The sequence below is a fragment of the Patescibacteria group bacterium genome (genome assembly GCA_041661505.1).
Lineage (GTDB): Bacteria > Patescibacteriota > Patescibacteriia > Patescibacteriales > JBAZCA01 > JBAZCA01.
In genome coordinates this window covers 22,113-43,358 of record JBAZUF010000005.1, presented here as the reverse complement: position 1 = coordinate 43,358, position 21,246 = coordinate 22,113, and the positions used below count along the sequence as shown (strand labels likewise).

At 45.7% G+C, this 21,246-nt stretch carries 17 protein-coding genes and 1 tRNA gene; 16 read left to right on the top strand and 2 right to left on the bottom strand.

What is annotated here, in order from left to right:
* Nucleotides 1-128 precede the first annotated feature (128 nt).
* From WC715_05070 to murJ, 5 genes are all read left to right on the top strand, one after another.
* On the top strand, nt 129-1,055 hold the full coding sequence (locus tag WC715_05070) for a hypothetical protein (GenBank protein MFA6171787.1): 927 nt from the start codon (nt 129-131) through the stop codon (nt 1,053-1,055).
* Between the two features lie 35 nt (nt 1,056-1,090).
* Nucleotides 1,091-1,990, top strand: coding sequence for an NAD-dependent epimerase/dehydratase family protein (locus tag WC715_05065; protein MFA6171786.1), 900 nt, complete (start codon nt 1,091-1,093; stop codon nt 1,988-1,990).
* 51 nt (nt 1,991-2,041) lie between these two features.
* Complete coding sequence (locus tag WC715_05060; GenBank protein ID MFA6171785.1) at nt 2,042-2,980, top strand: UDP-glucuronic acid decarboxylase family protein; 939 nt, start codon at nt 2,042-2,044, stop codon at nt 2,978-2,980.
* 3 nt (nt 2,981-2,983) lie between these two features.
* Complete coding sequence (locus WC715_05055; GenBank protein MFA6171784.1) at nt 2,984-4,216, top strand: glycosyltransferase family 4 protein; 1,233 nt, start codon at nt 2,984-2,986, stop codon at nt 4,214-4,216.
* A gap of 83 nt (nt 4,217-4,299) precedes the next feature.
* The gene (gene murJ, locus WC715_05050) at nt 4,300-5,997 is read left to right on the top strand and encodes a murein biosynthesis integral membrane protein MurJ (protein ID MFA6171783.1); all 1,698 of its coding nucleotides are present in this window, start codon (nt 4,300-4,302) and stop codon (nt 5,995-5,997) included.
* Between the two features lie 104 nt (nt 5,998-6,101).
* On the opposite strand, the gene WC715_05045 is transcribed toward murJ, so the two are convergent.
* Together WC715_05045 and WC715_05040 are read right to left on the bottom strand one after the other, a co-directional pair.
* Complete coding sequence (locus tag WC715_05045; GenBank protein MFA6171782.1) at nt 6,102-7,325, bottom strand: aminotransferase class I/II-fold pyridoxal phosphate-dependent enzyme; 1,224 nt, start codon at nt 7,323-7,325, stop codon at nt 6,102-6,104.
* 11 nt (nt 7,326-7,336) lie between these two features.
* Entirely contained in the window at nt 7,337-8,668 is a 1,332-nt protein-coding gene (locus tag WC715_05040; GenBank protein MFA6171781.1) for a diaminopimelate decarboxylase, read from the bottom strand.
* A 243-nt stretch (nt 8,669-8,911) separates the two neighbouring features.
* On the opposite strand from WC715_05040, the gene dapA reads away from it, so the two are divergent.
* From dapA to WC715_04985, 11 genes are all read left to right on the top strand, one after another.
* Nucleotides 8,912-9,826: a 4-hydroxy-tetrahydrodipicolinate synthase gene (dapA, locus tag WC715_05035; GenBank protein MFA6171780.1), complete on the top strand. Its 915-nt coding sequence runs from the start codon at nt 8,912-8,914 to the stop codon at nt 9,824-9,826.
* 43 nt (nt 9,827-9,869) lie between these two features.
* Complete coding sequence (gene dapB / locus WC715_05030) at nt 9,870-10,691, top strand: 4-hydroxy-tetrahydrodipicolinate reductase (GenBank protein MFA6171779.1); 822 nt, start codon at nt 9,870-9,872, stop codon at nt 10,689-10,691.
* A 26-nt stretch (nt 10,692-10,717) separates the two neighbouring features.
* Nucleotides 10,718-12,649 carry a translation elongation factor 4 gene (gene lepA, locus WC715_05025; protein ID MFA6171778.1) on the top strand — a complete coding sequence of 644 codons (1,932 nt, stop codon included), beginning with the start codon at nt 10,718-10,720 and terminating at the stop codon, nt 12,647-12,649.
* Between the two features lie 195 nt (nt 12,650-12,844).
* Nucleotides 12,845-14,584, top strand: coding sequence for a single-stranded-DNA-specific exonuclease RecJ (recJ, locus tag WC715_05020; GenBank protein MFA6171777.1), 1,740 nt, complete (start codon nt 12,845-12,847; stop codon nt 14,582-14,584).
* A gap of 233 nt (nt 14,585-14,817) precedes the next feature.
* Nucleotides 14,818-15,216: a ribonuclease HI family protein gene (locus WC715_05015; protein MFA6171776.1), complete on the top strand. Its 399-nt coding sequence runs from the start codon at nt 14,818-14,820 to the stop codon at nt 15,214-15,216.
* Nucleotides 15,217-15,350: 134 nt separating this feature from the next.
* Nucleotides 15,351-16,505: a FliA/WhiG family RNA polymerase sigma factor gene (locus tag WC715_05010; protein ID MFA6171775.1), complete on the top strand. Its 1,155-nt coding sequence runs from the start codon at nt 15,351-15,353 to the stop codon at nt 16,503-16,505.
* Between the two features lie 177 nt (nt 16,506-16,682).
* Nucleotides 16,683-16,753: transfer RNA gene (locus WC715_05005), tRNA-Pro, on the top strand.
* A 58-nt stretch (nt 16,754-16,811) separates the two neighbouring features.
* Nucleotides 16,812-17,561 carry an SGNH/GDSL hydrolase family protein gene (locus WC715_05000; protein MFA6171774.1) on the top strand — a complete coding sequence of 250 codons (750 nt, stop codon included), beginning with the start codon at nt 16,812-16,814 and terminating at the stop codon, nt 17,559-17,561.
* Nucleotides 17,542-18,768, top strand: coding sequence for an acyltransferase family protein (locus WC715_04995; protein MFA6171773.1), 1,227 nt, complete (start codon nt 17,542-17,544; stop codon nt 18,766-18,768). The genes WC715_05000 and WC715_04995 overlap by 20 nt, the downstream gene beginning before the upstream one ends.
* A gap of 36 nt (nt 18,769-18,804) precedes the next feature.
* A complete protein-coding gene (locus tag WC715_04990; protein MFA6171772.1) occupies nt 18,805-20,532 on the top strand; it encodes a GspE/PulE family protein in 1,728 nt (575 codons plus the stop codon).
* 96 nt (nt 20,533-20,628) lie between these two features.
* Complete coding sequence (locus WC715_04985) at nt 20,629-21,201, top strand: hypothetical protein (protein ID MFA6171771.1); 573 nt, start codon at nt 20,629-20,631, stop codon at nt 21,199-21,201.
* The last annotated feature ends 45 nt before the right edge of the window (nt 21,202-21,246 follow it).

Below are 21,246 nucleotides of genomic sequence, written 5' to 3'. Positions count from 1 at the left end.
TCCTAAAATAGCCGAACTCCCCGCCCTGAAGGGCGGGTCAAACAGCGGCTATTTTTAACGGATAATTTGCGCTAAAAATCATAATGGAATCGCATATATTGTCCAAGCTTATTTAACAAAGTAAAAATATGGGAAAACTAATCGGATTTATCGGACAAGGGTGGATCGGCAAGAATTATGCCGATGATTTTGAAAAGCGCGGTTTTCAAGTCGTGCGCTACGCTATGGAAGAACCTTATGTCCAAAACAAGGAAAAGATCAAAGATTGCGATATCGTTTTCATTGCCGTCCCGACCCCGACTACGCCCCAAGGCTTTGATTCAAGTATCTTAAGGAGTGTGGTTAAGCTGGCGGGTGAAGGGAAGTCGGTAGTGATAAAATCTACCCTTTTACCCGGGACGACCGAATCTATCCAGGAAGAAAATCCGGGCAAGTTCATTTTTCATTCGCCGGAATTTTTAACCGAGTCCACGGCCGCCTACGACGCCGCCCATCCGTTCAGGAATATTATCGGTTCGCCGGTCCAAAATGACGAATATACAGAAAAAGCCAAAGAAGCTTTGGCCGTCCTGCCTAAAGCCCCTTACGAGTTGGTTTGCACGGCCAAAGAAGCCGAGCTTATAAAGTACGGAGGCAATTGCTGGTTTTATTTTAAGGTGATTTATATCAACCTGCTTTACGATTTAGCCGAAAAGCTGGGTTGCCGCTGGGAAGCGGTAAGGGACGCGATGGCGGCGGATCCGCGCATCGGTTCTAACCATTTGAATCCAATCCATAAAAGCGGGGAATCAGGCGGTGAAGCCCGGCCGGGACTGGCTTATAACGACGTGCATATGGTGCCGGTCCATAAAGCCGGACGCGGAGCCGGCGGCCACTGCTTTATTAAAGATTTTGCCGCTTTCCGGGAAATGTACTCTAAGATGGTGGGCGATCCGCTTGGGATGGAAGTTATTAAAAGCCTGGAAGAAAAAAATTTGGATTTACTTATCAAAACCTGCAAAGATTTAGACTTGGTAAAAGGAGTATACGGAGAAGACGCGGTAAATAAGAAATAAGCGGACATAAAAACTGCATAATTAAGATTAATAATATGGCAAAATGTTTAGTTACCGGCGGCGCCGGATTTATCGGATCTAACTTAGTCGACGCTTTAATCGATCGGGGGGACGAGGTAATTGTAGTTGATAATTTGGCTACCGGCAAAAAAGAGAATATTAATTCCAAAGCCGAGTTTTTCGAATTGGATTTAAGGGATTATGAGAAAATAAAACCTCTGTTTCATGGAGTCGATTATGTTTTTCATGAAGCGGCGTTAGCGAGAGTTCAGCCATCAATTGAAGAGCCGCTAAAATACCATGATTACAACGTCAATGCCGTGGTTAACGTCTTGGAGGCGGCTAGGCAGGCGGGAGTGAAAAAGGTGGTTTACGCATCTTCGTCTTCCATATACGGAGACCAGGAAAAAATGCCTTTAACCGAAGATATGCCGGCTATCCCCATATCGCCTTACGCGCTCCAAAAATGGATCGGTGAAGAATATTGCCGTTTGTTTAGCTTTGTGTATAAATTGCCGACAGTATGTTTGAGGTATTTTAACGTATACGGTCCGCGCATGGCTACTGAAGGGGCTTACGCTTCCGTGATTAGTATTTTCGGCCAGCAGCGTCAGAAGGGGGAAGCGATGACCGTCGCCGGCGACGGAACGCACTTCAGAACTTATACTTATGTTAAAGACATAGTCAGAGGCAACTTGCTGGCTGCCGAAAGCGATATCTGCGACGGGCAAGCCATGAACACCGGACAAAGCACAGAGTATAACGTAAATGACATTGCCAAGATGTTCGGGGGCCCGACAATCAATCTCCCGGAAAGGATAGAACCGGTTAGAAATTTATGCTCCAACACTAAAGCTAAAAAACTTTTGGGATGGGAACCGACTATGGATTTGCCCGAGTGGCTGGAGATTTATAAGAAAGAGATGGGGATTTAGATAAATAAAAAATCTGCCTGTGGCAGAGTTGAAGTTATAAAGTTAAGCATTATGAAACGCATTTTAGTCACTGGAGGAGCAGGGTTTATCGGTTCGCATTTATGCCGCCGGCTGCTTCAAGACGGGAATGAAGTAATCTGCGTTGATAATTTTTATACCGGCTGCAAGGAAAATATTGCCGACTTAATGGATAATAAATATTTTGAGCTGGTAAGGCATGACATTACTTTTCCCTTGTACCTGGAGGTGGACGAAATCTATAATCTGGCCTGCCCGGCTTCGCCGGTCCAATACCAGCTCGATCCCGTCCAAACAACCAAGACGTCAGTCCACGGCTCAATTAATATGCTCGGCCTGGCTAAAAGGCTCTCCGCGAAGATCCTTCAGGCCTCAACCTCGGAAGTTTACGGCGATCCGATTGTCCACCCCCAAACCGAAGCCTATTGGGGGAACGTCAACCCGGTCGGGCCCCGCTCCTGCTACGATGAAGGCAAGCGCTGCGCCGAAACTTTGTTTTTCGATTACTGGCGCCAGCACAAGCTGGATATTCGGGTCGTAAGGATTTTTAACACTTACGGGCCGAATATGCACCCGAATGACGGGCGGGTAGTTTCCAATTTTATTGTCCAGGCTTTGCGCGGTGAAGATTTGACGGTTTATGGCGATGGCTCTCAAACCCGTTCTTTCCAGTACGTGGACGATTTAATTGACGGAATAATCAAGATGATGAATAACAAAAAAGGTTTGATTGGGCCGGTAAATATCGGTAATCCTGGCGAATTTTCAATAAAAAAGCTGGCGGAAGAAGTTATAAGATTAACAGGCGGAAAAAGCAAAATCATCTACAAGGAATTGCCCGAAGACGACCCGAAGCAAAGGCAACCCGACATCAGCCTCGCAAAAAAAGAGCTCGGCTGGGAGCCCAAAGTCGCTTTAGAACAAGGCCTCATAAAGACTATCGAATATTTTAAGCCGATAGTAAAAAAATAAACCATGAGAATATTAATTTTTTCCACTGCCTATTTGCCGTTTATTGGAGGGGCGGAATTAGCGGTAAGGGAAATTACTAATCATCTCGCGGCTAAAGTTAAAAACGGCCAGCCTAAGTATGGGTTTGACCTCATAACCTCCCGGCTGGATAGAAAATGCCGGCGCCGGGAAAGGATAGAAAATGTTAGCGTTTTCCGGGTAGGTTTTGGCAATCGGTTCGATAAATTTCTTCTGCCTTTTTTAGGACTTATCAAAGCAGTAAGACTAAACCGCAAAAATAGCTACGAAATCATTTGGGCGGTTATGGCTAGCCAGGGCGGAATTACCGCTTCTTTTTTTAAGCTGATTTTTCCCAAAAAGATAATGCTTCTAAATATGCAGGAAGGGGATTCTGAAGAGCACTTAAGGCGCTACTCTTTGGGAAGCGATACACTGTTCAAAATTTTTGTACAGCCTTTTCACCGGCTAGTAATTAAAAAGGCAGACTCTATAACAGCGATATCCAACGACCTGGGGAAGCGGGCAAAAAACAGCGGCGCGGGATGCGATATAAAAATCGTCCCGAATGGGGTAGATATTAATAAATTCGAAAGGAAAAATCCGCCGCCCCTTTCAGAAGAATTGGAAATTATATATAATCTGAAAGCCTCGCTGGGAATATTGAAAGATGAAAAAATTATAACCACCGTATCCCGGCTGGTTAAAAAAAACGGCTTGGAGGACTTGATCAGGGGAATCAAATTGTTAGCGGATTCGGAGGCCGGGGAAAACTCTAGCTTTAAACTGTTAATCATCGGAACCGGCGAACTGGAAAAGATCTTAAAATCGATGGTGCGCGAATCCGGATTAGAAAACAAAGTAATTTTTATCGGCAAGGTCCCTAATGATGAAGTGCCGAAATATCTCTGGATAAGCGATATTTTCATCAGGCCTTCGCTCACAGAAGGGCTGGGAAATGTATTTTTGGAGGCTATGGCCGCCGGTTTGCCGGTCGTCGCCACTCCGGTCGGAGGAATAGTGGATTTCTTAAAAGACGGCGAAACCGGAGTTTTTTGCCGTCCTGGCGATCCTCAAAGCATTAAGGAAAGCCTGGTTAGGATCTTAAATGATGAAACTTTAAAGCAAAAGCTGGCCGCAAACGGTAAAAAATTGGTCAGAGAAAAATATGATTGGGATATAATTGCCTCGAAAATGGATGATATTTTTTCCAATCTCGTATATAATAATAGAGTATAAGGCCTAAACCCAGGCGGCCGGCTAAATAAAGCGAGGTGAAAAATCCGGCCATTTTAAATTTGCCGGTTTTATAGCATTATTCCATGAGGCGCATCCAAAAAATTATTAACGGAAAAATAGATTCAATCGCCATGGCCGCCGCCCTGGTCGCTTTTTTTTCTTTGGTAAGCCGGCTTTTGGGAATTTTCCGCGACCGGATTTTGGCCGGAGAATTCGGCGCCGGCGATACCCTGGATATTTACTATGCCGCCTTTCGGATTCCCGACCTGATATTTAACCTGCTTGTTTTAGGCGCACTGTCAGCCGGATTCATCCCTGTCTTCACCGGACTTATAAAAAAGAAAGCCAAAGAAGAAAATGACCGGTATAAAAAATACAAGGAGGCCTGGGAGCTTTCCAATAATATTTTAAATTTTATTGTATTAAGCTTGCTGGCTTTAACGGCGATAGGAATAATCGCCGCGCCTTGGATCATGAAAGTTATTACCCCCGGATTTAGCCAGGAAAAATTAAAGCTTACCGTCGGCTTGACCCAAATTATGTTCTTGTCCCCGCTTTTTTTAGGGATCTCCAGCGTCTTGGGCGGGATTCTCCAATCGTTCAAGCGCTTCTTCGTATATTCGCTGGCGCCGATTTTTTACAATGTCGGAATTATTTTAGGCGCGTTATTTTTGACTCCGCGATTCGGAGTTTACGGCCTGGCTATAGGCGTAGTTTTGGGGGCGCTTATGCATATGCTGGTCCAGCTGCCGTCGGTCTTTAACCTGGGTTATCGTTATCAGCGTCTGCTCGACTGGAAGGACGCGGGGTTTAAAAAAATTATCCGCATGATGGGCCCAAGAACCATGTCTTTGGCGATTGCCCAGATAAATTTAGTCGTTTTGACCATAATCGCCTCAACCTTAAAAAGCGGCTCGCTTTCGGTATTCAACCTGGCTAATAATTTGCAGTCTTTTCCTATTGGAATTTTCGGCATCTCTTACGCGGTCGCCGCTTTTCCGACCCTGGCCCTAAACGCCTTTGACCGGGAAAAATTAAAGGCCAGCTTTTCTTCAGCGCTTAGGCAAATTTTGTTTTTTATTATCCCTTCAACCGTCTTGCTTTTAGCCCTGCGCGCGCAAATTGTCCGCGTAATTTTAGGCTCCGGGCATTTTGATTGGGAAGATACGATCATGACTATTGATACGCTGGCCTTCTTTACCATTGGTTTATGGGCCCAGGCGCTGATTCCGCTTTTAATCCGGGTGTTTTACGCGCGCCACGACAGCCGGACGCCGTTTTATATCGGACTTTTTTCCGTGTTTATTAATATCGGCTTGTCTCTTTGGCTGCCGAAAATAATAATTTGCAAAGTGCTATTAAGCCCCTTTGGCGGGGTCTCGGCCTGCCTGCCTTTGGGCGTTGCCGGGCTGGCTTTGGCCTTTTCCATTTCCAGCATCATTAATTTTATTCTTCTCTGGATTTTATTAAGGATGGAGGTAGGAAGCCTGGATGGAAAAAGAATCTTCATATCAACCGCGAAGCTCTCATTGGCCGCCGCCGGTTCCGGCGCGAGCATTCAGGCGGTTAAATCTCTAGTCTGGCCGTATATCAGCATGAGCACTTTTTTAGGCGTCTTGATCCAGGGCGCGGTGGCCGGCTTAGGCGGGATAATCGCGTTTTTAATTTTATGTTATATTTTAAGAAGCGAAGAATTTTTTTCTTTTTGGAATTCATTCCGGCGCCGGGTTAACTGGGGCAAGGTGGAAACCGACGATTCAAGCGAAGCGCGGGGGATTTAATCAATCCGTAATTACCAATTGACAATTTTCAATATTATTAAAAAAACCACTCGCATGATCGAGCAGTTTTTTTAATTGAGAAGCCGGTGGCAGTTTTATTTGTGCTAGTAAGAAACTTTGGCCTGATCAAAAGCTTTTTTTATGGCCTCGGTCCATTCTTTTTTTTCGATCGGATTGGTGACCGTGTAGCGGAGATAAGGTTCAAAGGGGATACCGACAATGCCGGTATTTTCGATCATCAGTTTATTGAATTCTCCGGCGTTCCCGATTTTCCGGCCAAAAGCGGTTTTAGGAGCAAGCCAGGTGGTAAAAAAAGTGGCTTTGGGCCTTACCGCCAGTTTCATCCCGCGTTCGGTTAACAAACCGCATAAAAGTTCCAGCCGGCGGGCATAAGTATCCCGGTTGGCTGTTATGGCTGGCATATCTTCTTCCATGCAAGAAAGCACCCCGGCCGCTGCCGGCGCGAAAAATCCCGAGTCAGTATTGCCTTTAATGGTTCGGATGTCTTCAATAAAATCTTTAGAGCCGGTAATGGCTCCAATGCGCCAGCCGGTTCCGTTGGCGATTACTTTGGAAGAAGAATAAGCCTCGGCCCAGGACAGTTCGGGGAACTCTATCGCTATTTCCGCTAGGGTGGCGGCCGCGTCAGTGAATGTAAGAATGGCATAAGCCGCGTCGTTAAACAGCCTGATGCCATGTTCGGCGCAATAAGCGCAAAGCGAGCGCCAAAAGTTTTTGTCGGCTACCTGTCCGGTCGGATTATGGGGATAATTGGCCATGATTAACTTCGTGCCGGGCTGGATGCCGTCTAAAGAAAAAATGAATTGATTTTCCGGCGTGGTTTTTAAAGAATAATTTTTAGCTCCCAGATAGTCGCACCAAACCGCCGGCGTAGGGTAGCCGGGCTCGGTCATAGTTGCTACCTGTAATTCCGGGTTGATAGCCTGCCGGGTTTTCTTGTCCCGGATAAATCCGCAGGCCATCGGAACAAGGCCCAGCATGGATTTAGTTCCGGGGGTCGGAAGAAAATCAAAATTGGCTTGGCCTGTAATCCTTTTAGCCGTTTCTTTATCGAAATGGGCGGCGATAAAACGCCGGGCAAAATCGCCAACGCCGGGCGAGCCGTTGTCCTGGTATTCATGCAAGGACTCGTCTTCCGACATGACGGCTTCGGCCGCCTTTTTCCTGGCGGCAAGCAAAGCTGGACCAGTCGGCTGGCCAAAAGACAAAGGCCATAGCTTAATGCCTGCCGCTTCGGCTTCGGCTCTTTCGCGCTTAACCTTTTGGAAGATATTTTCCCCGCCTTTAGGCAGCCATGAATTTAGCATAGTATGGATTTTTAATATTTAACGGTCAATTCCTGGCCTTTCATATCCAGCTCTTTAACCAACAAATCGCCTATAGTTTCGGCCCGGCTTACGCGCGACACTGAATTATCGGAATGGAGCATTAATTCCTGGCTTTTAGCCCAGCCGTTATAGTTCATACCCATGCCGATTCCATGGGCGCCGGTGTCGTGGATTACGATAATATCGCCCTCTTCGACTTTCGGCAGTAATCTGTCGGAAATCATGTGGATATTTTCACAAAGCGGACCGACGATGGAAACAGTTTCTTTTTCCCCTTCGGTTTTTTCCTTGCCTTCAGGCGTTAAGACGCTTACCTCGTGATAAGCCGGGTATATGCCGGCCCGTAAAATGTCAGCGGCGTCGCAAAAATCCACGCCGACAAAATTTTTGTATTTATTCATCCTATTAATTGCCCGGCCGGCTAAAATACCAAAAGGCCCGGTTACGAATCGTCCCGCTTCCATATAAAGCTTGGGCGCGTAACCGTGCTTGGCTTTAAAAGCGGAAAACGCCTTGTTGGTCATTCGGGCCACCAATTCTACATCCAGCGGTTTTTCATCCGGCCGGTATTCGATGCCGATGCCGCCGCCGATATTGACGAACTCGAATTTTATTCCCAATTTTTTCTGTAATTCCTCGGCAATTTCCAGCTGCATGCCCGCGATTTCCCCGAGAGCTTCAGCATCCAGGCAATTTGAAGCAAACATGGTATGTAATCCGAAAATTTTTGCGCCTTTAGCCTTGGCTCTTTGGTAAGCTTCAGCAATTTGATCAAACCGCACTCCGTATTTTTGATTGACAGGATCGCCAATAAATTCGGTGCTGCCTTTGGTTTTTCTCGGTCCCGGATTATAGCGAAAACAAATCCGTTCGGGCATGTAAGGCAGTTTGTCGATATAGCCTATGTCGTCTAAATTTAGTATGCACCCCGCGTCCATGAAAGCTTCGTAGAATTCCGGATTAGTATTATTTCCGGTGCACATGATTAATTCCTTTGGAAACCCGAGCGCCTGGGCCCGGATAATTTCAGTCGGGGAAGAGCAGTCTACTCCAAATCCTTCGTCAAGCATGATTTTCAAAATGGCATTATTGGAATTGGCTTTGACCGCGAAAAATTCCATTCCCGGGTGCTCGGTGAAGAAAAGCTTTTTCATTAATGCGATCCGTTCGCGGATGCCTTTTTCGTCATACAAATGGAATCCCGGAGAAAGGGCGGCGTCTAATCCGGCCGAATTTTTTCCGTAGAGCTTTGGCCGGAAATCTTTCAATATCTTCGGCAATAAGGGAAAAGCCCGCTCTTTAAAATCTTTTGACATTGGCATAATGAATCAATTTGCAATTAGAAATTAACAATTATCAATAGAACCGGCATGATGTTCAGGGTTAAATAAAAACGGACATTGATGATTGAATGATGTTTACAATATATCGTTATATTGAAATAAAATCAATCTTCGGCTTTCCGCCGGAATTTTACTTGATATTTAACAGTCTTTATGTTAAAAATATAATTGGATACATCATTTAAATTTAAATACGCCCTCTAACTTGCGGCAAATAAATTTATGCCAGGCCCAGAGCCATCTTATTCCGAATTAAGGAGAAAATTGCGCGGAGCAATGGTTGCCATTATCACTCCGTTTAATAACGGATCTATTGACGAGGAAAAATTACGGCAGTTGATTGAATTCCAGATTGTAAACGGAACCAAGGCGATTATTCCCTGCGGCACTACCGGCGAATCGGCTACCTTAACCCACGAAGAGCATAACAGGGTAATTGCCCTAACCGTTGAACAGGTAAAAGGACGGATACCGGTAATTGCCGGCACCGGCTCTAATGATACGGCCGAGGCGATTCGCTTGACCGAAAAAGCCAAAGCCGACGGAGCTGACGCCGCCCTCTTAATTTGCCCTTACTATAACAAGCCGACCCAGGAAGGGCTGCATCAGCATTTTAAAAAAGTGGCGGAAACCGTTGATATTCCCATATTTCTTTATAACATTCAGGGCCGGACCGGGATCAATATGGAGCCGGCGACCGTCGTTCGGCTGTCAGAGCTTCCCAATATAATCGGCATTAAAGAGGCTTCGGGTAATTTAAAACAGGCGGCCGACATTATAAGCCAATGCCCGGAAGAATTCATTGTTGTGTCAGGAGAAGATTATTTAACCTACCCCATGCTTTGTATCGGCGGGCAGGGGGTAATATCGGTCGTATCCAACGCCGCGCCGCGCGACATGGCGGCGCTTTGCCAAACTTATTTTGACGGAAAAATTGAAGAGGCCAGGAAGATGTTTTATAAATTAATGCCTTTATGCAACGCGCTATTTTATGAAACCAATCCGGCGCCGGTCAAAGCGGCTTTGGCGATGATGGGAAAGATAGCGTCGGATGAACTGCGCTTGCCCCTCGTTCAAATGTCCGAAGTTAACCGGAAAAGGCTGGAAGATGCGCTGAAGGATTACGGGTTGATTTAAATCTATAAGCAGGTAAAGGCATCGGATGGATGCCAGATAAATTATGCCAAACAAAAAAGACAATATAAAAGTTGCCGTTGCCGGTATCGGAGGACGGATGGGATCCCGGATTGCCCAGCTAATCGGTGAGACTGAAGGCGTTTCGCTTTCGGCCGGTTTTGAATCGCCCGGCCATGCCAAAACAAAAAAAGATTTATCGGAAATTATCGGCGGAGCTTTGACTGGAATAAAAACGGCCCCTAGCGTAAAAGATGTTTTGGCTGAATGCGATGTGATTATTGATTTTACCAATGCCGAGAGTTCGATAAAGCATCTGGAAGCGGCAAGCCAAGCCGGTAAACCCATAGTAATCGGTTCAACCGGTTTTACCAGGGAACAACTGGAAAAGGCGGGTGAGTTAGCAAAGAAAATTCCGGTGGTTCTAGCGCCGAACATGAGCCTTGGCGTAAATGTCATGTTTAAACTGGCGGCCGAAGCCGCTAAACTGTTAGGCGATGATTATGATGTGGAAATTATAGAAGCCCATCACCGGTTTAAAAAAGACGCGCCGTCAGGAACGGCGATGAAATTGGCCGAAGTTGTAGCCCAGGCATTGGGCCGCGATTTAAATGCAGTTGGCAAATATGAACGACACGGTCTGATTGGCGAACGCCCTAAAAAAGAAATCGGCATCCAGGCAATCCGGGCCGGAGATATAGCCGGCGATCATACCGTATTGTTCGGCGGTCTTGGCGAACGGATTGAAATAACCCATCGGGCCGCGAGCCGGGATACTTTTGCCCGCGGCGCCATCCGGGCGGCAATATGGATTGTCAGTCAAAAACCCGGACTCTATTCAATGCAGGATGTTTTGGGAATTAAGTAGAATAATTCGGCTAGACCTATATTTTAATGAAAAACATCAGAAATTACTGCATCATCGCGCACATTGACCACGGCAAATCAACCCTGGCTGACCGGATGCTGGAGATTACCGGGACGATTGAAAAGAGAAAAATGAAAGAGCAATTTTTGGACCGGATGGATTTGGAGCGCGAGCGGGGAATTACTATTAAACTCCAGCCCGTGTCCATGAACTTCAAAGCTCAAGACGGAAAAGAATATTTATTAAATCTCATCGATACCCCCGGACACGTGGATTTTACCTACGAAGTGTCGCGCTCTTTGGCCGCGGTGGAAGGCGCAATCCTTTTAGTGGACTCGACGCAAGGCATCCAGGCCCAGACTCTGGCTAATTTGTATTTGGCTTTGGAAGAAGGGCTGGAAATTATTCCGGTGGTAAATAAAATTGATTTGCCGGCGGCGAACGCGCTAAAAACCAAGCACGAAATTATGAGCCTGATCGGTTGTAAAGAAGAGGAGATTATCAGCGCTTCGGGAAAAACCGGCGAAGGTGTGGCGGAAATTTTGCAGGCCGTGGTGGATCGGGTGCCGGCGCCTACTTTTGCCAAAGTCATAGATGGCGAAAAGAATGCGGCTAGCCAGCCAAACGTTAAAACTGAAGGAGCGGGAAGTGATGGTCCAAGCGGCAAACCCTTGCGGGCTTTGATTTTTGATTCAACTTATGACGAATACCGGGGAGTGCTCGCCTTTGTCCGGGTGATGGAAGGCAAAATAAAAAAAGGGGAAAAGATTTACTTGATTGCCACCAAGGCTAGGAGCGAAGCCGTTGACGTAGGAATATTTAAGCCGGATTATAAATCAACCGGCGAATTAAAGGCGGGGGAAATCGGTTATATCGCCACTGGCTTTAAAAACGTAAATGAGTGCCGGGTTGGTGATACCGTTACCAATATTAACGCTCAAGGCGGGACAGGGGACAAGGTAAATGTGGAACCGCTAAAAGGCTATAAAGAAGTTAAGCCCATGGTTTTTGCCGGAATTTTTCCCCAAGAAGGAAACGAATACCAACAACTCCGCGAAGCTATGGAAAAATTGAAATTAAATGACGCGGCTTTGTCCTACGAGCCCGAGCATTCGGACGCTTTAGGCTTTGGCTTTAGGTGCGGATTTTTGGGCTTACTGCATTTAGAGATATTTCAGGAAAGGTTAAGCCGGGAATATAATTTAGATATCGTAGTAACCACCCCAAGCGTCGCCTACAAAGTATTTTTAAAATCAACCAAATCGCTGGACGCTAACCGGCTTAAGCACGTGGACGCGGAAGGAGCATTGATAATCCATAGCCCGCACGAACTGCCGGACCCGTCGCAGATTGAAAAAATCGAAGAGCCGTGGGTGGCCTTGGACGTAATTATCCCCAAAGATTACATGGGCGCGGCCATGAACTTAATCCAGGAAAAGCACGGCATTTACAAAAATACCGAATTTATTGACGTTACCCGCGCGATTTTGCATTACGAAGCGCCGATGGCGACGATCTTAACTGATTTTTATGATAAAATAAAAAGTGTCAGCTCGGGCTACGCTTCGGTAAATTATGAATTTTTAGGCTACCGGGGAGCCGAAGTGGTGAAAATGGATATCCTGGTCGCTGAAGAACCGGTAGAGTCTTTATCCATGATCGTTTATCGGGACGAAGCTTTTCATCGGGGCAAGGAAGTGGTAGAAACTTTAAAAGAAACATTGCCGCGGCAGATGTTCATGATTAAATTACAGGCGGCCGTCGGCGGAAAAGTCATCGCCGCCGAAAGATTATCAGCTATGCGCAAGGACGTAACGGCCAAATTATATGGCGGAGACGTGACCCGCAAACGGAAACTCCTCGAAAAACAGAAGAAGGGAAAGAAGAAGATGATGGAGCATGGCAAGGGAAGCGTCGAAATACCGTCCGACACTTTTATTAAAATTTTAAAGAGATAATTTTTATTGTCCGCGGGTTAAAATTTAAAAACTTATTCTTATGGCTAAACAGAAGAAATTCGTAAGGGTAATGTGGATTATCATCAGCGTTATGGTGATTATCTCAATGGTAATATGGACTTTTGGGATGGCTTTGATGTAGGCCCAAAATGTGTTAATCTGGAAGTAGATAAAAAACGGATAAAAGGCAGGAATATGACAAAGGATTGGCAGATTGCGCCAAAAGTTTCTGATAAAATTCTAAAAAAATATCCCGAATACAATCGGGTTATTTTGCAATTGCTCATTAACCGGGGGTTTCGGGACAAGAAAGATATAGAGCGGTTTTTAAAAGGGACTTACGAGGACGCGCACGACCCCGATGATTTTAAGGATATGGCCGCGGCGGTAGATTCGGTAATTAATCATGTAAAGAAAAAAAATAAGATATTGGTTTACGGGGATTATGACGCGGACGGGGTAACCGCTTCGGTAGTTATGGTCGAAACCCTGAAGACGCTGAAAGCGGACGTCGGCGTTTACATCCCTTTTCGGACAACCGAAGGCTACGGCATGAATATGAACGCGCTGGAAGAAGCTAAAGACAAGGGCGTCAAATTGATTATTACCGTTGATACCGGAATTAGAAACGCGCCTGAAGCCGAGTTCGCGAAAAGCCTCGGGCTGGAAATAATTATCACCGACCACCATTCGGCGCCCGAAGAAAAGAAAGACTGGCCAAAATGTTTGGTTATTAATCCCAACCTCCCCGGCGAAAAATATCCCTTTAGATTTTTAGCCGGCGTCGGGGTGGCTTTTAAATTTGCTACGGCCATAACCCGCCGGTCTAAGCTTTCGGGTGATGACAAAAAGAAATTAGAAGACAGGATTTTGGACTTGGTGGCGGTCGGGACTGTTGCCGACATGGTGCCATTAAGGGATGAGAACCGGATTTTAGTTAAAAAAGGCCTGGAAATATTGAATAAAACCAAACGCATCGGCCTGCGTGAATTGATTGAAGTTTCCCAGTTAAATAACGGGAAAAAGCTCGATTCCTGGAATATCGGGTTCCAGCTCGGACCGAGGCTTAACGCCGCCGGCCGGCTTGATCACGCTAATACGGCTTACGAGCTTTTAATCACCCGCGACCGGAGCCGGGCGAAGGAACTGGCCCAGGCCCTAAACCAAAGAAACTTTGAGCGCCAGATGATAACGGAAAAGATATCTGAAGAGATCGTAAAAATGCTTGAAGACGACCCAAAATGCAAAGACAATAAAATAATAATCGCTGTTACTGATAAAGGTTTGGAAAAAAAAGCTTGGAACGAAGGCGTCGTAGGGCTTATTGCCGGGCGGGTAGCGGAGAAATTTTATCTGCCGGCCCTGGTAATTACTGTCGGTTCAAATGGAGAATTTAAGGGTTCGGGCCGGAGCATTGAAGAATTTAATTTAATAAAAGCGCTGGAGGAGTGTTCAAAATTTTTGTACAAGTACGGCGGGCATCCGGCCGCCTGCGGATTCAGCCTGGAAGAAAAGAATTTAAACGGTTTTATGAAAAAAATCCAAGAAATTGCCGGACGGGAGCTGGGAAAATTGGTATTAAAGCCGAAAGTAAAAATTGACATAGAATTAGACCTGTCAGAAATAAGCGAAAATTTGATTTTGGAGCTGGAAAAATTCGCGCCTTTCGGGGCCGGAAACGAGAAGCCGAAGTTTGTTTCGAAAAAGATATTGGTTATGGACATCATGCGCATGGGGGCGCAAAATCAGCATATAAAATTAAGAGTGAAAAGTGAAGAGTCTAGCCTGATTTACGCTATCGGTTTCGGGCAGTCCGAACAGTGGAAGGCTTTAAAGATCGGGGATAAAATTGACATGGTTTATTACCCGGAGATTAATGAGTATAACGGACGGAGGGATGTGCAGTTAAAGATTATTGATATTAAGGTTAAATGAATTAAAGAAATTTGATTGCTCGTCGCTGAAAAATTTTGTCATTTTATTTATTCACTCGCCTGCGAAAAAATTTAGATTTTTTGCACAATTTACGGACAAATTTTCAAACTCTCCGCCCCGTTGACACGGGGCGGATCAAACAGTGAAAATTTATTGCCTCAATTGTACAAAAAATAATACTAAATTTTCTCAATGGCTCGCACATAAATAAAATGACAAAACAATATAAAATTATGAAGCTAAAAATATTTACCGACGGAGGGGCAAGGGGGAATCCGGGGCCGGCGGGGATTGGGGCGATCGCTTATGATGAAGATGCTAAGGTGGTGTTCACCGTGTCCGAATATATCGGCGAAGCGACTAATAATCAGGCGGAATACAAAGCAGTAATCGCCGCTTTGGAAAAAGCTAAGACCTGCAAGGCAGAAGAACTGGATTTTTATCTTGATTCTGAACTCGTAGTAAAGCAAATAAAACGCGAATATAAAGTAAAAAACTCCGATTTGGCGCCGCTATTTTTGAAAATCAACAACTTGACTTTGGGCTTTAAAAAGGTTAAGTTTACGCATGTGCCAAGAGAAAAGAATAAGGAAGCTGACCGGCTGGTGAATGAGGCAATTGATAGAAGATAGTCTGGCACGCGCGGGCGCTTTTTATAAGGGCATCAAATTTCCATTCTTTGGAAATTTTTTATATACGATCTTTTAAAAATCACGGAAGAATTTTCCGCTAACGCAATATCAGGCCTTCGGAAAGGAGGTGGCGCATGGACGGTAATGGCAACGGTAAAGAAAGAATGTATTCAAATCTTAACGAACGGAACGAGATGATGCTGAAACACGCTGACATGGTGAAATTCATCGCCCTGCGGCTCATCTCCCGACTGCCTGACCACATCTCGGTCGGCGACCTTATTAGCGCTGGAGTGCTGGGGCTCATGGACGCTCTCAATAAATATGATTCCAGCGAGGGCGTTCCTTTTAACTTTTACGCTAAAATCCGGATCCGGGGGGCGATGCTCGACGAAATCCGCGCTATGGATTGGGTGCCCCGCTCGCTTAGAAGAAAAAGCGGCATGCTGGAAAGAGCATGCGCTTCCTTGGAACAAAGGTTTGGGCGCGACCCCACGGAGGAGGAGATTGCAGAGGAACTCCAGATCAGCGAGGAGGATTTTTTCAAGCTGATGGATGAAATTAAGGGGATCTCTTTCCTCCCGGAAAATATCAGTGAAGTAATCCGGGGAAATCGCGAAATATATATGCTTGCGGTTGGAGAGGAGGAGCATTTTAACGCGGTTTTTAGGAAAGAGATTGCTTATCATCTTACCGAGGCCATTGGCCGACTCCCGGAAAAAGAGCAAACCGTACTTACTCTTTACTATTACGAAGAACTGACCATGAAGGAAATTGGCGTTGTTCTTGGCTATTCCGAATCCATGATCTCGCTGATCCACACTAAGGCAGTCCTTCGTGCGAGGAAATATCTACGCCAACAAATGAAACCCGAAGACTTGCCTGACGCTTGCAATAAAGATTACTTAGGTAAATACGTAGCGTCAGTGGGTGAGGCGAAAAAAATCGCCTCTAGTTTTCAGAATGGCAAGCCGGTAAAAACGTCCCCGCAGATTTCTCCTCTGCTCATCATCCTTCCCCCCACGTCTCCTCAAAACGGCAACACCACCCCCCGCTCGGCGCAACCTATGACTTTCGGCCGAAGACTAAAAGAGCTCCGCCTCGAAAAAGGCTGGTCGCAACTCGAACTGGCCAAGCGGGCCGAATGCACCCGGTTTTGCGTCTATAGGGCTGAGCTAGAAAAACGAGTTCCTCCCCCGAACACTGTGAGGCGTCTAGCTAAAGTGTTCCGACTGACACGCGAAGCCAAGAGCGATTTTTACGAACTGGCCGGCGTGAGTTATTATTGATCACGCCGAAAGACAAAGGAGATATAACACCATTAATTAAAACACCGGCCCTTACCGCACTTCAAGCGATAAGGGCTTTTTTCTTTGGGGGGGGCGGGAGAAGCTAGCCTTGCCAGCTTGGCTTTCGCGTGCTTAAATATATGAGTAGGCAAATTTCCGGCCTGCCTTATTTTATATCGGGGTGTGGTATAACGGTATTACGCACGATTCGGGTTCGTGTAATCCGGGTTCAATTCCCGGCACCCCGACATTGATGGACATGTGCGCTCTGGCGCACTTTGGCGAAATTTTTGTTTAATCATGGGTATGAAAAAGAAGTACTTACTGGCTAGTTTATTGGCCATTCTTGCGGCTGGAATTTATTTATATTATTTTCATGCCCGCATCTACCAGGAAATCAGCAAGGCAAACCTGAAATCACCTGATAAAAACCAAACCTTTCTAATCGGCGCTGATATGGATTTTCAAAAAAATATAGTGTACGCCGCCTTGGGCGACAGCTTGACTGCCGGAGTCGGGGTTTTAAATTACGAGGAATCCTTTCCTTATCTCATAGCCGGGAAAATGGCGCAGGACGGCAAAAAGGTAACCTTGAAAGATCATTCAATCCCCGGTGCCAAAGTCGGTGATTTAAAAGATAAATTAGTTTCGGCGGCCATAGCTGATAACCCGGATATCATTACAATCCTGGCCGGCGTTAACGACGTGCATGGCAAAGTTTCCCTGGCTGAATTCAAAAATAGCTACGGGGCGATATTAAAGCGCCTTACCGAAGAAACTGATGCTAAAATTTACCTGGTCAGCATTCCCTTTATCGGCGCCCCGAGCTTGATGATGCCGCCATACAATTTATATATTGATTGGCAAACCAAAAAGTTTAACTCGGTTATCAAGGCTTTGGCCGAAACTTACAAAGCCCAATACATTGATTTATATTCTCCGACCGCGGCCCAATTCAAAACGAATGGCGCCCATTACTCGCCGGACTTATTCCATCCTTCAGCCGAAGGGTACGCGATCTGGGCGAAGATAATTTATGGCTATTTCGATAAATAATCCGGTTCAGGCTACCTGGATCTTTGCCGCTATTTTTTTGGCGGCTGTTTTAGTTTCCGCCCGGATGAAAAAATCCACCCGCTTCCTTCCTAAATCACTCACCCAAGAGCTTAAAGGCTTAGCGATTTTAACTATAATTTTTTCCCATTTCGGCTATTTTTTGATTGCCGATCACCGCTTCCTGTTTCCGCTTTCAATCCTTGCCGGAGTCGGGGTAGATCTGTTTTTATTTTTATCCGGCTTCGGCCTCACCCAAAGCGCCTTAAAAAAGGATTCTAACGAATTAAAAGAGGCAAAAGGTTTAGCCGCTTTGGACGGGCAAGGCGGGGCGATAAAAAAAGAGCGGGACGGATTGGCGATTTGGAAATTCTACCGCCGGCGCCTGCCGAAGTTATTTATGCCTTTATGGATAATATTAGCGCTGTACTTTATCTTAGACTTTTTAATATTAAAAATCACTTACTCTTGGCAGTATATCTTTAAGGCCGCGGCCGGATTTTTCCCGCGCGCCGACGTATTTGAGGATTTGAATTCGCCCCTTTGGTATTTTACTTTAATTTTATTCTACTATTTAATTTTTCCCTGGGTTTTATCAAAAAAAAGGCCCTGGCTGTCGGCCATCATAATTTATCTGGCCGCTTATTTTATCCTGCGCGAAAACCCTGTTTGGATGAGCGAGGTAAGGCATCTGTACGAGATTCACATAATTGCTTTTCCAGCAGGAATTTTTTTCGGCTGGCTGGCTTACGGGGCGCCCGGGCTGGGCCGATTCCGATTCTCGCGTCTTTTCGGGCTGGAAAAATTATCAGCTTGGGCGGGAAAACCCGGCGTTTTGAAATTAGAAGAAAAAATCGGTCCGGCCATATATTATTTAATAATTGCCGTTTTGGTAATATTTATCGGCTATTTTGCCCTTAATTCCGGCGTGGGCCAAAGTCCGGACAAAGAACAGCTCGTTAGCATAATTGTCGTGCTGGCTATCGTCCTTCTTTTTTCTTATATAAGAGTTGAATTCAATTTGCTTTCTTTGTTCGGCCTGTATTCTTATGAAGTTTATCTTCTGCACTGGCCGCTCGCCAGCCGCTATGACCTTTTTTATAGATATTTACCGGCCTGGCTGGCGGCTGTTTTCTACCTGATTGTATTTTTAGGACTGGCTTGGGTTTTGAAAAAAATATCTACTTTTTTGCTGAAAATTCTGGTATAATGGCAAAAGAGCAATTATAAAAATTATCAAGTAATTATGGATAAAGACTCACTCACTTCAATTGAAGATTTAATGGATGCTTCGGGAAAAGGCGGCGGCAGGAAAATCGGCGATGAAAGCGCCGGCTCAAAGCTAAAGGAAAAGCAGGAAGAAATGAAGCTTAAGGAGATTGAGCGGGGGGTTAATAACAAGGCCACCGCGCTTGGACTGCCTTATATAAGCTTAATCGGAGCGCCGATTTCCCAGGAAGCCTTAAAGCTCGTCCCCGAGGCCCGCGCCCGCGAACTTCGGGCTTCGTGCTTTTTTTACGACGGAAAAAATATCCGGATCGCGGCGGTCGAAACGACGGACGCGGTATTGGTATTAAAAGAAGAATTGGCCAAGGAATATTTTACCGATACGCGGATTTATATAGTGTCGGACCACAGTTTTGACTATCTTTTGGAGGCTTACCGGATGCTGCCCAAAGTAAAAAAGATAATCAAGGGCGTAGAAATTACCCAAGCGGATCTAGTTAAATACCAGGACCAATTTTCCAGCTTTAAGGCTTTGGAAGAAAAAATAAATTCATCCAACACCACGGAAATTATCACCATACTGATCGCTTCAGCCATCCAGTTAAATGCCTCGGATATCCACGTCGAAAGGGAAGCCAAAGACATCAAAGTCCGCTTCCGGGTGGATGGAGTTTTGCACGACGCGGCGGTTTTAAGGGAGGAAGAATGGCCAAAAGTGATTTCCCGCTTAAAGCTTTTAACCGGAGTGAAAATCAATATTGCCAATAAACCGCAAGACGGCCGGATGTCCATTTTTATGGAAAACGACCGGTTGGATATCCGTGCTTCATTCTTGCCCACCTCCTACGGCGAAAGCGTGGTAATGAGAATATTACAATTTTCCTCGATCAGTCTGGACTTCGAGCAGCTGGGTTTGGAAGGCGACGCTTTCGAGCGGTTAAAAAGGCAAATTGAACGGCCGAACGGGATGGTTGTTACCACCGGCCCGACCGGTTCGGGCAAAACGACGACCCTTTACGCGGCTTTGAAAAAGCTGAACCAGCCGGAAGTAAAAATCATAACTGTCGAGGATCCGATCGAATATCAGCTGGAGGGGATTAACCAGTCCCAGGTTTCTGATATCTATACTTTTGCCAAGGCTTTGCGCTCAATCGTACGGCAAGACCCGGACGTTATTATGGTTGGAGAAATCCGCGATTTGGAGACGGCCGATACGGCCATCCAGGCGGCCCTTACCGGGCACCTGGTCCTTTCTACCATTCATACCAACGACGCGGCCGGAGCCATTCCGCGGTTCTTGTCTTTAGGCGTTAAGCCTTTTTTGCTGGCTCCGGCGGTTAACGCTATGATGGGCCAGCGGCTGGTAAGGAAAATTTGCGAAAACTGCAAAGAGGAGGAAAAGCTGGAGCCGAAAATTTTAGCCCGGGTAGTTGAGGTGCTTTCCAATATCAAAGAAGAATATAGGAAAGACATCGATCTGTCCTCGGGCGGAGCTAAGCTAAAATTCCATCACGGCAAAGGCTGCGAGAAATGCCAGGGAATCGGCTACAAAGGCCGGCTTGGGATTTTTGAGATTGTCGTCATGTCCGGAGAACTGGAAAAAATAATTTTATCCGGCAATATTTCCGAATACGACATGCGCGAATACGCCCGCCAGAAGGGTTATCTTACTATGGCGCAGGACGGACTAATTAAGGCCTTGCGCGGCTCTACCAGCGTTCTAGAGGTATTCCGGGTAGCGGAATAGTCCGGCCGGCCCGCAAGAATCGGTTTGCTTAGGGGTTTTTAAGGAAGTCTGAAAAACAAAATACGCGGATTGATTAATTTAGCGATAAAATAATACATGTTAAACAAAAAATTTATCAAACAGCTGAAAGCTGATTATGACAAGCATGAGGGTGAGCGGAGGCAAATTATCAGCTTATCAAACCAGGTTTTGCATGATTCAAAGAGAGTCATTTTTTCTTTGCACCGGAATGATTTATCGATCGCCGAAGTTTCCTTAAAAGAAATCGAGGAAAAATTAGCCTATCTTGATAAAAAATTCGGGCATAGCCGGCTCTACGAAGAAGGGTCTTTTAAGGCGGGCATGGAGGAATACGTTGAAGCCAAAATGTTTTTCTATGTAATGTCCGGAAAGAAAATCGATAAAGTGGCCAAAGTGAAAATCGATACTGAAAGCTATCTGGGCGGGATTTGCGATCTTACCGGCGAGATGGTGCGTCTGGCGATTAATAAGGCTTCCCGGGGGCAGATGGATGAAGTGGACAAAATTAAGGGAGTAATTAATGAAATAATGGCCGAGCTGGTATTATTTGACATGACCGGCTACCTGCGCACCAAATACGACCAGGCCAAAACTAATTTAAGAAAAATCGAGCAGATTGATTATGACATAAAAATCAGGCGGAGCTAGAGAAAGAGTTTTGGATTCAAAAATTTTAATTTCATTTTTAATTCT

What these genes read in the sequence shown, in the direction of transcription:
- WC715_05000 (MFA6171774.1), top strand. Translation starts at nt 16,812, where the DNA reads ATGAAAAAGAAGTACTTACTGGCTAGTTTATTGGCCATTCTTGCGGCT.
- dapA (MFA6171780.1), top strand. Translation starts at nt 8,912, where the DNA reads ATGCCAGGCCCAGAGCCATCTTATTCCGAATTAAGGAGAAAATTGCGC.
- WC715_04985 (MFA6171771.1), top strand. Translation starts at nt 20,629, where the DNA reads ATGTTAAACAAAAAATTTATCAAACAGCTGAAAGCTGATTATGACAAG.
- WC715_05055 (MFA6171784.1), top strand. Translation starts at nt 2,984, where the DNA reads ATGAGAATATTAATTTTTTCCACTGCCTATTTGCCGTTTATTGGAGGG.
- dapB (MFA6171779.1), top strand. Translation starts at nt 9,870, where the DNA reads ATGCCAAACAAAAAAGACAATATAAAAGTTGCCGTTGCCGGTATCGGA.
- WC715_05060 (MFA6171785.1), top strand. Translation starts at nt 2,042, where the DNA reads ATGAAACGCATTTTAGTCACTGGAGGAGCAGGGTTTATCGGTTCGCAT.
- WC715_05065 (MFA6171786.1), top strand. Translation starts at nt 1,091, where the DNA reads ATGGCAAAATGTTTAGTTACCGGCGGCGCCGGATTTATCGGATCTAAC.
- WC715_05070 (MFA6171787.1), top strand. Translation starts at nt 129, where the DNA reads ATGGGAAAACTAATCGGATTTATCGGACAAGGGTGGATCGGCAAGAAT.
- lepA (MFA6171778.1), top strand. Translation starts at nt 10,718, where the DNA reads ATGAAAAACATCAGAAATTACTGCATCATCGCGCACATTGACCACGGC.
- WC715_05040 (MFA6171781.1), bottom strand. Translation starts at nt 8,668, where the DNA reads ATGCCAATGTCAAAAGATTTTAAAGAGCGGGCTTTTCCCTTATTGCCG.
- WC715_05010 (MFA6171775.1), top strand. Translation starts at nt 15,351, where the DNA reads ATGGACGGTAATGGCAACGGTAAAGAAAGAATGTATTCAAATCTTAAC.
- WC715_04990 (MFA6171772.1), top strand. Translation starts at nt 18,805, where the DNA reads ATGGATAAAGACTCACTCACTTCAATTGAAGATTTAATGGATGCTTCG.
- WC715_05045 (MFA6171782.1), bottom strand. Translation starts at nt 7,325, where the DNA reads ATGCTAAATTCATGGCTGCCTAAAGGCGGGGAAAATATCTTCCAAAAG.
- murJ (MFA6171783.1), top strand. Translation starts at nt 4,300, where the DNA reads ATGAGGCGCATCCAAAAAATTATTAACGGAAAAATAGATTCAATCGCC.
- WC715_04995 (MFA6171773.1), top strand. Translation starts at nt 17,542, where the DNA reads ATGGCTATTTCGATAAATAATCCGGTTCAGGCTACCTGGATCTTTGCC.
- recJ (MFA6171777.1), top strand. Translation starts at nt 12,845, where the DNA reads ATGACAAAGGATTGGCAGATTGCGCCAAAAGTTTCTGATAAAATTCTA.
- WC715_05015 (MFA6171776.1), top strand. Translation starts at nt 14,818, where the DNA reads ATGAAGCTAAAAATATTTACCGACGGAGGGGCAAGGGGGAATCCGGGG.